This is a genomic window from Nocardioides sp. (assembly GCF_004803405.1).
Classification (GTDB): Bacteria; Actinomycetota; Actinomycetes; order Propionibacteriales; family Nocardioidaceae; genus Nocardioides; species Nocardioides vastitatis.
On the sequence record NZ_SSXI01000222.1, the window covers coordinates 2,592 to 15,142 of the forward strand.

General features: G+C 70.1%; 14 protein-coding genes. 7 read left to right on the plus strand and 7 right to left on the minus strand.

Going from position 1 to position 12,551, the window contains the following annotated elements; genetic code table 11:
- Positions 1-10 precede the first annotated feature (10 nt).
- A complete protein-coding gene (locus tag E7Z54_RS14955) occupies positions 11-1,165 on the minus strand; it encodes a ferredoxin reductase (RefSeq protein ID WP_136434993.1) in 1,155 nt (384 codons plus the stop codon).
- A gap of 129 nt (positions 1,166-1,294) precedes the next feature.
- Between E7Z54_RS14955 and E7Z54_RS14960 the strand changes: the two genes are divergently transcribed.
- Positions 1,295-1,918 (plus strand): TetR family transcriptional regulator, encoded by a 624-nt coding sequence (locus tag E7Z54_RS14960; protein ID WP_136434994.1) that lies wholly within the window; start codon positions 1,295-1,297, stop codon positions 1,916-1,918.
- 109 nt (positions 1,919-2,027) lie between these two features.
- Here the strand turns inward: E7Z54_RS14960 and E7Z54_RS14965 are convergent, their stop codons facing one another.
- The 4 genes from E7Z54_RS14965 to E7Z54_RS14980 form a co-directional block, all read right to left on the minus strand.
- Complete coding sequence (locus E7Z54_RS14965; protein ID WP_136434995.1) at positions 2,028-3,497, minus strand: MDR family MFS transporter; 1,470 nt, start codon at positions 3,495-3,497, stop codon at positions 2,028-2,030.
- A gap of 205 nt (positions 3,498-3,702) precedes the next feature.
- Entirely contained in the window at positions 3,703-4,671 is a 969-nt protein-coding gene (locus E7Z54_RS14970) for a zinc-binding dehydrogenase (RefSeq protein WP_136434996.1), read from the minus strand.
- A 58-nt stretch (positions 4,672-4,729) separates the two neighbouring features.
- Complete coding sequence (locus tag E7Z54_RS14975; protein ID WP_136435019.1) at positions 4,730-5,845, minus strand: NAD(P)-dependent malic enzyme; 1,116 nt, start codon at positions 5,843-5,845, stop codon at positions 4,730-4,732.
- A gap of 77 nt (positions 5,846-5,922) precedes the next feature.
- Complete coding sequence (locus E7Z54_RS14980; RefSeq protein ID WP_240769704.1) at positions 5,923-6,360, minus strand: S24 family peptidase; 438 nt, start codon at positions 6,358-6,360, stop codon at positions 5,923-5,925.
- 57 nt (positions 6,361-6,417) lie between these two features.
- Here E7Z54_RS14980 and sodN point away from each other — a divergent pair, with 57 nt between their 5' ends.
- The 4 genes from sodN (at position 6,418) to E7Z54_RS15000 (ending at position 9,189) form a co-directional block, all read left to right on the plus strand.
- Entirely contained in the window at positions 6,418-6,816 is a 399-nt protein-coding gene (gene sodN, locus E7Z54_RS14985) for a superoxide dismutase, Ni (protein WP_136434998.1), read from the plus strand.
- Positions 6,817-7,094: 278 nt separating this feature from the next.
- Complete coding sequence (locus E7Z54_RS14990) at positions 7,095-7,847, plus strand: hypothetical protein (protein WP_136435000.1); 753 nt, start codon at positions 7,095-7,097, stop codon at positions 7,845-7,847.
- A 110-nt stretch (positions 7,848-7,957) separates the two neighbouring features.
- Entirely contained in the window at positions 7,958-8,389 is a 432-nt protein-coding gene (locus E7Z54_RS14995) for an anti-sigma factor (protein ID WP_240769705.1), read from the plus strand.
- Entirely contained in the window at positions 8,386-9,189 is an 804-nt protein-coding gene (locus E7Z54_RS15000; protein ID WP_136435002.1) for an RNA polymerase sigma factor SigF, read from the plus strand. Before E7Z54_RS14995 ends, E7Z54_RS15000 begins: the two co-directional genes overlap by 4 nt.
- Here E7Z54_RS15000 and E7Z54_RS15005 read toward each other — a convergent pair.
- On the minus strand, positions 9,168-9,569 hold the full coding sequence (locus E7Z54_RS15005) for a hypothetical protein (RefSeq protein WP_136435003.1): 402 nt from the start codon (positions 9,567-9,569) through the stop codon (positions 9,168-9,170). The genes E7Z54_RS15000 and E7Z54_RS15005 overlap by 22 nt on opposite strands.
- 234 nt (positions 9,570-9,803) lie before the next feature.
- Here E7Z54_RS15005 and E7Z54_RS15010 point away from each other — a divergent pair, with 234 nt between their 5' ends.
- Positions 9,804-10,058 (plus strand): WhiB family transcriptional regulator, encoded by a 255-nt coding sequence (locus E7Z54_RS15010; RefSeq protein WP_038678054.1) that lies wholly within the window; start codon positions 9,804-9,806, stop codon positions 10,056-10,058.
- Positions 10,059-10,076: 18 nt separating this feature from the next.
- On the opposite strand, the gene E7Z54_RS15015 is transcribed toward E7Z54_RS15010, so the two are convergent.
- Entirely contained in the window at positions 10,077-11,555 is a 1,479-nt protein-coding gene (locus E7Z54_RS15015) for a PAS domain-containing sensor histidine kinase (RefSeq protein WP_136435005.1), read from the minus strand.
- 116 nt (positions 11,556-11,671) lie between these two features.
- On the opposite strand from E7Z54_RS15015, the gene E7Z54_RS15020 reads away from it, so the two are divergent.
- Positions 11,672-12,517, plus strand: coding sequence for a DUF2785 domain-containing protein (locus E7Z54_RS15020; protein WP_136435007.1), 846 nt, complete (start codon positions 11,672-11,674; stop codon positions 12,515-12,517).
- Positions 12,518-12,551 lie beyond the last annotated feature (34 nt).

The following is a 12,551-nucleotide window of genomic DNA, read 5'->3' on the forward strand; positions in this document are numbered from 1 at the left end:
ATGGTGCTCCTCAAAGGTCGATGTGGCAGTCACCGGCAGGGGCGGTGACGCAGATCCGGATCTCCTCGTCGGGAAGGGAGGACTCCTCGCCCGTCAGGATGTTGCGGACCGTGCCCGCGGTCTTGGTGCGTGTGCAGGAGAAGCAGATCCCCATGCGGCACCCGAACTCGGGCCGCAGGCCGAGGTCCTCGGCCTGTTCGAGCAGGCTGGCCCCGGTGTTGGCCGCGGACTTCCCCGAGCGGGTGAAGGCGACCTCGCCGTCGGCCGTGCCGTCGCCGGCTCGAACCGTGCGGGCGACCGCGGGCTTGAAGAACTCCATGCGGAGACGGGGCGAGACCTCGCCCTCGGCGCCGACATAGGCGGCCCGCACCAGGTCGACGAGGCCAGCGGGTCCACACAGCCAGGTGTCGGTGTCGCGGTAGTCCGGGACCAGGCGGCGCAGCTCGAACTCGGAGAAGAGCTGGTCGCCGTACCTCAGGTGCACGTCGACACCGTTGTCGGCCGCGGCGATCGCCGTGAGCTCGTCGGCGAAGATCTGGTCCTCGGGGCCCCGCGCGAAGTGCAGGAAGGTGACCTTCCGGCCGACGTGGCCGTCGTACCCGTCGCGCATGAGGGTGCGGACCATCGACATCGCCGGCGTGATCCCCGAACCCCCGGTGATGAACAGCAGTCGGTTGTCGGTCGGCGTCGCCGGGCTCTCGGTGAGCGTGAACTCGCCCTGCGCCTGGCTCAGGTGGAGGATCTCGCCCGGCTCGGCGTGATGGACGAGGAACGTGGACACCTGGCCCTCGTCGTGCGCTCGGACGGTCAGGGTGAACCGCTCCCCCGGCGCTGAGGCGGCCGACGAGATCGAGAACGCCCGGGTGTGGCGCCTGCCGGAGCCGGGAAGCTCGGCGCCGACCAGGACGTGCTGGCCGGCGCGGTGGCCGCGCCAGGTGCTGGTGGGCTGCAGGGTCAAGGTGGCGACCGGCGCACCGCTGGCTCCCGCAGTCTCGCGGTGCACCGACACCACGCGGGCCCGGACCTCGTGGGCGGCCCACATCGGGTTGAACCGCTCGAGGTAGCGGTCGACGCCGTGCGGCGTGGCCAGCGCAGCCGCGAGACGAGAGCGCAGCAGCCGTCCGACGGGACCGATCGCGGTGGGATCGGAGATGAGCGCGGACATCGCGCCTCCTTCGGTGGACTGACCTTCGGTGTACATCCGTACACCGAAACTCTCCCCGGTCGCCACTCCGCGGTCAACGACCGCGCCATGTGAGAGTGCACACATGTTCACTCACGGTAGGCTGCCGCGGTGACTGACACCCGCGTCGAGCGCAAGGAGCGCACCCGTCGCGCCATCCTCGACGCCGCGCTCGCCCTGTCCGGGGAGAGCACCTTGGTGGCCCTCTCGCTCCGCCAGGTGGCCAAGGAGGTCGGCATCGTTCCGACCGCCTTCTACCGCCACTTCGCTTCGATCGAAGAGCTCGGCCTGGCGCTGGTCGACGAGGCACTGGACACCCTGCGCGTACTCCTCCGCGAGATCCGGCGCTCTGCGGGGCACGACTACCGCGACATCATCGACGGATCGGTGGCGGTGCTCGTCGAGCAGGTGCGCGCTCACCATGCCCACTTCGGCTTCATCGCCCGAGAGCGGTTCGCCGGCCCGACCGCGGTGCGGCAGGCGATCGAGCGCGGTATCGAGCTGTGCGAGCGCGAGCTCGCCGTGGACCTCTCGCACCTCCCGGGGACCGACCGCTGGTCCGACCAGGACCTGCGGACGCTCTCGGCCCTCATCGTCGGCGCGATGGTCACGACCGCCGAGCGGCTGGTCGCGGTCGAGCCGGGGTCCGCCGTCGAGCTCAGGATCGCCGACACCGCACGCACCCAGCTGCGGATGATGCTGATCGGCGTACAGCGCTGGCGCTCGAACTCCTAGTCGTCCCACCAGTCCCAGCACCCGGCCGATCCCTGCACTTCTCGGGCGTTGCAACGGCCGGGAAGTGCAGGAATCACCGGTTCACCGGCGATTCCTGCACCCCACCACCTCAATGACCCACCGGCACACCCTCCGGCGCGTCCACCTTGGCCGGGAGCATCAGCGCGGTCACGATGACCACGATGCCGATGATCGCGCCGGCGGCGAACGCCCACTGCAGTCCGCCCATGAAGGCGTCCACCGTGGTCGCGCCGGCCTCGCGCAGGTGGTCCTGACGGTTGTCGAGGGTGACGACCAGCAGTGCGGTGCCGATCGCACCGGCGACCTGCTGGAGGGTGCCCAGCAGCGAGCTGCCGTGCGAGTACAGGTGCGGTGGCAGGTCGCCGAGGCCCAGGGTGAAGACCGGCGTGAAGATCATCGCCAGGGTCACCATCAGCACCATGTGCATCGCGAGGATCAGGGCGTACGGCGTCTCGGTGCCGATCCGGCTGATCAGGAACATCACCGCGACCATGCCGATCGAGCCCGGGATCACCAGCACCCGGGAGCCGAAGCGGTCGTAGAGCTTGCCGACCTGAGGCCCGAGCAGACCCATCGCGAGGCCGCCCGGCATGACCAGCAGCCCGGTCTGGAAGGCGCTGAGGCCACGGAGGTCCTGCAGGTAGAGCGGCAGCAGGATCATCGAGCCGAGGAAGGCCATGAAGCCGGCCGACATCAGCACGAGCGAGACGGTGAAGGTGCGATGCTTCAGCGTCCGCAGATCCATCAGCGGAGCCTCGGAGCGCTGCAGGCGCAGCTGGTAGAGCGCGAAGAGCACGATCAGCGCCACGCCGACGCCGATGATGAGAGCGGGTGTGGTCCAGCTGGCGGTGCCGACCTTGGTCAGCCCGTAGACGAAGCTGCCGAAGCCCGACGCCGCCAGCACCACGCTGAGCCAGCTGACGGAGCTGACCTGCGGCTCCCCCACGTTCACCAGGAGCCGCATCCCGGAGACCGCGACGAGCGCGGCGACCGGCAGCACCAGGACGAAGATCAGGCGCCACGAGCCGAGCTCGAGGATCACGCCGGCCACCGCCGGCCCCAGTGCCGGGGCGCACGACATCGCGAGCGTCACCTGGCCCATCACGCGGCCGCGGTCCTCGGCCGCCACGACGGTCATCAGCGTCGTCATCAGCAGCGGCATCATCACCGCGGTGCCGCCGGCCTGGATCACGCGGCCGAGAAGGAGCACCTCGAAGGTCGGCGCGACGGCTGCCAGCAGCGTTCCGGTGCAGAACGTCGCCATCGCCGTCGCGTACGCCGAGCGGGTCGAGACCCGCTGGAGGAACCAGCCGGTGATCGGGATGACGGCCGCCATCGTGAGCATGAACGCGGTGGACAGCCACTGTGCTGAGCGCTCGGCGATGTTGAAGTCGACCATCAGGCGCGGGATCGCGTTGATCATGATCGTCTCGTTGAGGAACACGACGAAGGTCGCAGCGACCAGCAGCTTGATCACCAGCGGCGTCCGCCCCGGCGCCGCGGTGGCGAACTCGTCCTCGAACTCGGCGACGTCGCCGGTCTCGATGGGCGCAGTCATGGAAGGGTCCTATCGGTAGGGATCGCAGGTGCCGGCTCAGGCCACCAGGTTCGGGGGTGGTCCGCCGTCTTCACCAGTTCCACGAACGGACCGTCACCGATACGACAGCCAGCACGAGACGAATTCATCGGCGATCCGGCAAGACCATGTCCGGAGAATGCTGCCGCAGCGGCGGGGACTCCCGCCAACGGTTATTGGACCGCCGTCAGCGGTTGAAGACGATCTTGCCGAAGACGTCGCCGGACGCCATGGCTGCGAACCCCTCGCGCGCCTCGGTCATCGGAATCACCCGGTCGATCACCGGTCGAAGGCCGGTGCTGTCGAGCAGGTTCACCAGGGACGCGAGCTCGGCGCTGGTGCCCATGGTCGACCCGATCACGCTGAGCTGGAGGAAGAAGATCCGGGTCAGCTCGGCGTCGTCGAGGTTCGGGCCCGAGGTCGCGCCCGAGGTGACGATCTTTCCGCCGGGACGCAAAGAGCGGACGGAGTGCGACCAGGTCGCCCGCCCGACGGTCTCCATCACCGCGTCGACCTTGACCGGCAGGCGTGCCCCCGACTCGAACGCCTCGTGCGCGCCGAGCTCCACCGCCTTCGCACGCTTGGCCTCGTCGCGACTGGTGGCCAGCACTCGCAGGCCGCCGGCCCGGGCGAGAGCGATCAGGGCCGTGGCGACGCCGCCGCCCGCCCCCTGCACGAGCACCGTGTCACCCGCCTTGAGGCCCCCCTGGGTGAAGAGCATCCGGTAGGCCGTCAGCCACGCCGTCGGCAGACATGCGGCCTCCTCGAAGGACAGGGACGCCGGCTTCGGCACGACGTTGGCCCTGGGCACGACCACCTTGTCCGCGAACGTTCCCTGGTGCCGCTCGGAGAGCAGCGACCGGCGCGGGTCCAGGGTCTCGTCGCCCCGCCAGTGCGGGTCCGAGACGACGGCGTGCACGACAACCTCGTTGCCGTCCTCGTCGTACCCGGCCGCATCGCAGCCGAGGATCATCGGCAGCGCGTCGGACTTGAGGCCGACGCCGCGCAGCGACCACAGGTCATGGTGGTTGAGGGCGGCAGCCTTGACGGTCACGGTGGTCCAGCCATCCGGGGCGATCGGGTCTGGACGCTCTCCGACCACCAGGCCGGCCAGCGGGTCGTCGGAGCTGAAGGACTCGGCGTAGACGGCGAACATGCGGCCGACCCTATCGAGGCCGCCGACGCGGTGATCCGGTCGGTCCGACGAGGAGATGTCAGGCGCGTGCGACGCCGTCACGGCGAGCCGCTGCCGCGACGGCGGCGGCTACGGCAGGCCCGACCCGGGGGTCGAACGGCGAGGGGATCACGAAGTCCTCGGACAGCTCGTCGCCCACCAGCGCGGCCAGCGCGTCCGCTGCGGCCACCTTCATACCTTCGGTGATGCTGCTGGCGTGGACGTCGAACGCACCGCGGAAGATGCCGGGGAAGGCGAGCACGTTGTTGATCTGGTTGGGGAAGTCCGACCGTCCGGTGGCGACGACCCGTGCGTGCCTGTGGGCCACGTCCGGGTGCACCTCGGGGATGGGGTTCGCCATCGCGAAGATGATCGCGTCGTCGGCCATGGTCGCGACCACCTCCTCGGGCACCGTGCCGCCCGAGACGCCGATGTAGACGTCGGCGCCCGCGAACGCGTCGGCGAGGGTGCCGCTGCGTCCGGTGAGGTCGGCGGTCAGCTCCGCGAGTGCCTTCTTCGACGTCGTGAGGTCGTGACGGTCCGAGCTGACGACGCCCTTGCGGTCGGTGACCACCAGGTCCTTGATGCCGGCGGCGAGCAGGATCTTCGCGATCGCCACGCCCGCCGCGCCCGCTCCGGAGATCACGACGCGGGTCGACTCCGCGTTGCGGCCGGTCAGCTTGAGCGCGTTGACGAGTGCCGCGAGCGTGACCACGGCCGTGCCGTGCTGGTCGTCGTGGAAGACCGGGATGTCGAGGGCCTCCTTGAGGCGGTCCTCGATCTCGAAGCAGCGGGGTGCGGAGATGTCCTCGAGGTTGATGCCGCCGAAGCTGGGCGCCAGCCGGACGACGGTCTCGATGATCTCCTCGACGTCGGTCGTCGCGAGGCAGATCGGCACGCCGTCGACGCCCCCGAACTGCTTGAAGAGGACCGCCTTGCCCTCCATCACCGGCATCGCTGCGGCCGGGCCGATGTCACCGAGGCCGAGGACGGCGGTGCCGTCCGTCACGATCGCGACCGTGTTCGGCACCCAGGTGTAATGACGTGTCAGCGTCGGATCGGCCGCGATCGCCTCGCACACCTCGGCGACGCCGGGGGTGTAGGCCAGTGACAGCTGGTCCTTCGTGCTGACGTCGGCAGTCGGCACGGTCGCCATCTTCCCGCCGCGGTGCAGGTCGAAGACCGGCTCACCCGCGCGCGGGTGCGGTGAAGGAACGTCAGCGGCCACGAGGATCAATGCTCCCACATGTGCCGGCAACGCCCCCGTGCTGTCCGGATGACAAGGGTCACAGCGAGGGCCGGCGCCATGACCAGCAGCGCGCGCCGTCCGCGGAGGAGCAGCGGGCGTGGCCAGAGCCGGCCGAGAACCACGGCCCACACATCGTCGTCCGGCACCACGCCGCGATGCCGTGAGTCGACGCCCACGGCAGGGTTGTCGCCCCGGAGCCACCATCCGCCCTGTCGCCGATCGACCGCACGCTTGACCACGACGGTGCCGTCCCCGAAGCGGGCCACCACGACGTGGCCCGGTCGGACGCGCGCGCCGTACCCGACGAGCAGGCGGTCACCAGGCGCCAGCGTCGGGCGCATCGAGTCGCCGCGGACGACCGCCATCCCGACCTGCCGGCGGCGGCGTCCCGCTCCCTGACCTGGCGTTGCCCGCGTTCGCACGCCGAGTAGTGTCGCAGCCAACAGCTCGATCCCCCTCGAACACAGGAGAGGACCCACATGTTCTCGCGTCTCTTCGCCCCGACCGTCGAGGTCTCCGCCCACTGCGACCTCCCTTGCGGCGTCTACGACCCCGCCCAGGCCCGGATTGAGGCCGAGTCGGTCAAGGCGATCATCACCAAGGCACTCGACAGCGACGACCCCGACTTCCGCACCCGCGCGGTCCTCATCAAGGAGCAGCGGTCCGAGCTCGTCAAGCACCACCTGTGGGTGCTGTGGACCGACTACTTCAAGCCCCCGCACTTCGAGAAGTACCCGCAGCTCCACACGCTGGTCAACGAGGCCACCAAGCTCGCCGGCGCCGCGGGCACCAAGGGCACGCTCGACCCCGCGACGGCCGACCAGCTGCTCGCGAAGATCGACGAGATCGCTGAGATCTTCTGGGAGACCAAGAAGTGATCTCGGCGCCGGGTCCGCCCGGCGCCGAACCCCTGGGTCGCAGCGAGAATCCCCGCCGATGACACAGGGCTGAGCTTGGGACTCCCCCGGGACTTCGTCCTGATTTTCAGGAGCCGCACGCCTGCACAGGCGTGCGGCTTCTGAAATTTCGAGGAGAGGGCGGGACCTAGGGCCTAGCGTGATTCGGGCCGGACCCCCATGAGTCCGGCACCCACCCCAGGGTGCATGCCGGAGGGACACTACGGCGGCACCCGGGTCAACCGGAGGGAGACACCGCGATGCATAGCGCCCTGATAAAGATCCTCGTCGGCGTTGCCGTCGGCCTCGGCCTGACGCTCACGTCCGCCACTACCGCCACCGCCACACCGGCCCCGCGCGCCCAGGAAGCCGCCGCAGCACCCGACTGCTCGGCCCGCTCCGCCGCGCTGGCCAGGGCTCGCGAGAACTACGGCCACCGCAGTCGCGTGTTCACGCGGGCGCGCAACGCCGTGCTGAAGGCCAAACGGGCCGAGAAGCGCGCGAAGACCCGCAAGGCCAAGCGCGCCAAGCACAAGGTCGTCGTCCGCGCCAAGAAGCGCCTCTCGAACCAGCGCACCAAGCTCCGCCGGGCTCGAGCGAATGTCGCCACCCAGCGGGCGGCCCTGGAGCGCTGCCGCAACAGCTCGGAGCCGGCACCGACTGCCGCGAGCCCGATCGAGGAGCTCTGCGACATCGGCATCCCGCTGCAGGTCTGCACGCAGCTGGCGGCCCTCGCAGGCGGCACGCTGCAGACCACCTTCGGGGAGCTCTGCACCGCCCAGCCGGCGTTGGCGCCGCTCTGTGACGTGCTCGCCGGCTCCGTCCCGGGCTCGACGGAGCTGCGTGGCCTGGTCACCGAGCTGCACTCGGTCCTCGACGGCATCGGGCTCGGGCACCTGCTCGACGATGTGCTCGGCGAGATCGGGCTCACCCGCCTCATCGGCCAGACGGCGCTCGAGGACCTGCTCAACCAGCTCGGGCTGGGCGGCGTCCTGTGCGGGCTGCTCTGCTGATCCGCTCGGCTACGACGGCCGCGTCCCCCGCTGGGGGCGCGGCCGTTGTCGTACGCTCCTCCTTGTTTGTCCCACCCTTCGTTCGTCCCACCTTCCCGCGGAGGATCGGCATGTCCGACACGAGCAGCCTCGCTTCCGGAGACGCACCGGCCCCCGGCGTCCCCGGCGACCCGGCCGAGGTGGAGCTGCGGCTGCCGGCCGACGGTGCCTACGTCTCCGTGGTGCGGACCCTGACCGCCGGCCTCGCTGCACGTCTCGACTTCACGATGGACGACATCGAGGACCTGCGGATCGCGGTCTCCGAGGCTTCCGCCATGGTCCTCGACGAGGCCGATGCGGGAGCCCAGCTCGACTGCCGATATCTCCTCGCGCCCGGCGAGCTGACCCTCACGATCAGCACCGCTGCACAAGACCCGGTCGCCCCCGACTACGAGAGCTTCGGCTGGCAGGTGCTGGCGACGCTGGCCTCCGAGGCAGCGATCGACGCGGTGCCGGGAAGCTACTCGGTGCGCCTCACAGTGCGGTCCTCACTCGAGCCATGACGGCCGACACCTCTCGGGACGACGGCCGACTGACGGTCGTCGAGCAGACCAGGAAGCGCAGCGCGGAGCTGTTCATGGTGTTCCGCGACGAGACGGCCACGGCGACGGAGCGCGACGGCGCCCGCGATGCGCTGGTCCACCTCCATCTGCCGCTGGTCGAGCACTGCGCCCGCCGGTTTCGCAACCGCGGCGAGCCCTTCGAGGACCTGGTGCAGGTGGGAACGATCGGTCTGATCAAGTCCGTCGACCGGTTCGACACCGAGCGCGGCGTCGAGTTCTCGACCTACGCGACGCCGACGATCATCGGTGAGATCAAACGCTACTTCCGCGACAAGGGCTGGGCCATCCGTGTGCCCCGGCGGTTGCAGGAGCTGCGGATGCAGATCAGTGCGACGACGGCCGAGCTGACCCAGAGCCTGGGCCGGTCGCCGTTGCCGAGGGAGATCGCCGACGCGATCGGCTGCTCGGTCGAGGAGATCATCGAGGGCCTCGAGTCGAGCAACGCCTACGCCACACTGTCCCTCGACGCGACCGATGACGGCTCAGACACAGGCGGCCAGAGCATGCTCGAGGCCATGGGCGTCGACGACGATGCCCTCGAGCACGTCGAGATCCGGGAGTCGGTGAAGCCGCTCCTGGAGAACCTCCCTCCCCGGGAGAAGAAGATCCTGCTGCTGCGGTTCTTCAAGAACATGACCCAGTCCCAGATCGCCGAGGAGATCGGCGTCTCCCAGATGCACGTCTCCCGGCTCCTCAGCCGGACCCTCGACCAGCTGCGTCAGTCGCTCGACGAAGGCTGACCCTCCAGCGCCTCGATCGTGTCGGGATGCAGGAGACCGGCGAGCACGATCCCGGCGCACGTCACGAGGCCGATCGCGACGGCGACGTGCTCGCGCAGGCTCCAGGCCAGGCCGAGAAGGATCAGCTGGGTGATCAGCACCGGTCCGCGTGACCACCCCCGCCGCGACGCCAGTCCCCAGGCGGCCGCGACCAGGACGGCGCCGTACGCCGCGAAGAACCCCGCGGTGGAGAGCCCCATCGCCAGCCGTCCCGAGGTCACGCTGGCGAACTCCAGGATCGCCAGCAGCAGCAGTACGACGCCCTGCACGCCGACCAGGGAGGCCGCCACCGTCAGGGGCGGCGGGTTCTTCGTCGGATAGGCCGTGGGACTCTCGCTCACGAACCCAGCGTAGGGACCCTTTGCGTCTCACCAGGCTCCGGCTAGGGTCGGGAGATCGGGCTCGGGCCGACGAGCGCCGGCCGTTTGTGACCCAACAGACCACCCCAATTGCTTGATTCGAAGTGGATTCCTTGGAAACCTAGAACGAGCGATCGTGAAACCGTTCACTTTTGCGGCTTCACGCGTGCCCGCAGCCGGGCACCCTGCATTCCTAGAAAGAGGGCAACCCCACCCATGGATTGGCGACACCGTTCCGCATGCCTCGACGAGGATCCGGAGCTGTTCTTCCCGATCGGCAACACCGGTCCGGCCATCCTCCAGATCGAGGAGGCCAAAGCGGTCTGCCGACGCTGCGACGTGCGCGAGCAGTGTCTCGCGTGGGCGCTCGAGGCGGGACAGGACCACGGGGTGTGGGGTGGTCTCAGCGAGGACGAGCGGCGAGCGCTGAAGCGGCGCAACGCCCGCGCCCGCGTGCGCACGCCGGTCTGAGCTCGCCGCACGAGCGCGTCACTCGACGGCGATGCTGATGCCTGCCCTCGTCCCGCCCGTGGGTGAGTGGCCGAGCGCCAGGTGGCCACCGAGCTCGGACTCCACGAGCGTGCGGACGATGGACAGGCCCAAGCTGCTGGAGGAGTCGAGGTCGAACCCCTCCGGCAGCCCTTGACCGTCGTCCTCGATCGCGACCTCCAGCACCGCACCGTGCCGCTCGGCGCGCAGCACGATCTCACCGGACCCGCCGGTCTGGTAGCCGTGCTCGGCAGCGTTCTGCATCAGCTCCATGACCACCATGGCCAGTGGCGTCGCCATCTCCGAGTCGAGCGCCCCGAAGGTCCCCTCGCGGCGGACGCTCACCTGCGCGGTCGTCGATCCCACGTCGGTGACCAGTCTGGCGAGGCGGTCGGCGATGTCGTCGAAGTCGACCTTCTCCTCGACCGCCTGGCTCAGCGTCTCGTGGACGATCGCGATCGAGCCCACCCGGCGGACCGCCTCCTCCAGCGCGGCCGCGGCTTCGACGGAGTCGATCCGGCGCGCCTGCATCCGCAGCAGCGCGGCGACGGTCTGGAGGTTGTTCTTCACGCGGTGGTGGATCTCCCGGATGGTGGCGTCCTTGCTGACCAGCTCCCGGTCGCGCCGGCGCAGGTCGGTCACGTCGCGGAGCAGGATCATGCCGCCGATGTGATCGCCCTTGGGTCGCAGCGGGATCGACCGCACGATCAGCGCCACACCCTCGCCGGGACCGCCTGAGGAGCCGAGCTCGGTGTCGCGGTGGGCCCGTCCGCCGAGCACGGCGCTCAGCGTCTCCTCGTCGGGGCGCCACTTGGGAGGGACGAGGTCGCGGGTGAGGTCGGTCAGCGGCTGGCCGGCGAGGTCACCGGCGAGACCGAGCTTGCGGTAGACCGACAGCGCGTTCGGGCTGGCGTAGACGACGCGTCCAGCCGCGTCCACCCGCAGGAACCCGTCACCGACCCGAGGAGAGTCCGCGTGGTCGCTGCGCTGGCCCGGATTGGGGAAGAGTCCCAGGGCGATCATGTTCGCGAGGTCCGAGGCGGTCTGGAGGTAGTTGATCTCCAGCCGACTGGGTGTCCGGATCCCGAGCAGGTTGGTGTTGCGGCTGATCACCGCGATCACCCGGCCGTCGCGTCGTACCGGGATCGCCTCCACCCGCACCGGCACCTCGTCGCGCCACTCGGGGTCGCCCTCGCGGGCGATCCGCCCCAGCTCGAAGGCGGCATCGACCAGTGGGCGCCGCCCGGTGGCCACGAAGGAGCCGACGATGTCGTCGACGTACGCGGTCGGGCCGGTGGTCGGGCGCATCTGGCCACCCGCCCAGAAGCCCTTGCCCTGGCGGTCCGGGAGCCACAGCACGAGGTCGGCGAACGAGAGGTCGGCGATCACCTGCCAGTCCGCCTGGAGGAGCTGGAGCCACGCGATGTCCGCGTCATCGAGATCGGTGTGTCGCTTGGCGATCGCGGACAGGGAGGCCATGCGGAAACCGTAGTGCCCTGTCCGACCCCCGACCGCTGTCATGGGGCTTCAGGCCGTTTGGCAGGATGGTCCATGGGGACTTTCACGGTCGGTTCCTGGACCTCGGAGGGTGGTCGATGGCGAAGGTGGACTGGGCGGAGATCCCCCAGCGGGACTTCCGCGTCCCCGATGTGGCTCCGCTCGCCGATCTCACCGCAGAGCTGACCGAGCTTCTCGGGCATCCCGATCCGCGCCTGCGCGGCGAGGTCGCCCTGCCGGTGCTCAGCACGTGGATCGCCCGCGGGGTGTACGACGACCTCCTCCCGGGGCTCGGCGACGGGATCGCCACCGGGCTGGTCCGGGGGCTCGGAGAGCAGGGCACCGACTCGGTGTTCCGCCGCAGCAGCTCTGCCGTGGTGCTGGCGAACTGCATCCTGCGCGACATCCGACAGCCCCTCGTGCCGAAGGCCCGGGTGGTGGACTGGGCCGACCGGATCGCGACCTGGCTGCTGGCCGAGCGTGACCTCCGCGGCTACGTGCCCGGCAAGGGCTGGGCGAAGGCGATCGCGCACGGCGCGGACGCCCTCGGCGCGTTCGCCTCTTCCCCGCACTGCGGACGCCCTGAGCTGGCGGTGATCCTCGATGTGCTGGGTGAGCGGGTCACCGCGAAGGTGGACGAGGTCTGGTCGGCCGGCGAGGCGGACCGGCTGGCGGCCGCCACCCTCCAGCTGCTGCGCCGCAACCTGGTGCCTCTCGACGACGTCGAGGACTGGGCGATGGGCATCGGCAAGCGGGCGCTGGGCGCCACCGAGCAGCGGCGCAAGCCCGATCCTTCGGCCGTCAACGCGGACTCGTTCCTGCGGGCGCTCTACCTCCAGCTGGCGCTCGGTCCCGAGCCGCCGGCGACCCGCGCGGACCTCGTGCTGACGCTGGTCTCGATGCTGCGGGAGCTGCATCCGGAGCTGCTCGGTCGGCCCCGCTGAGCCGAGGAGCCCCCGCGGAGGTATGCCGAGCGCC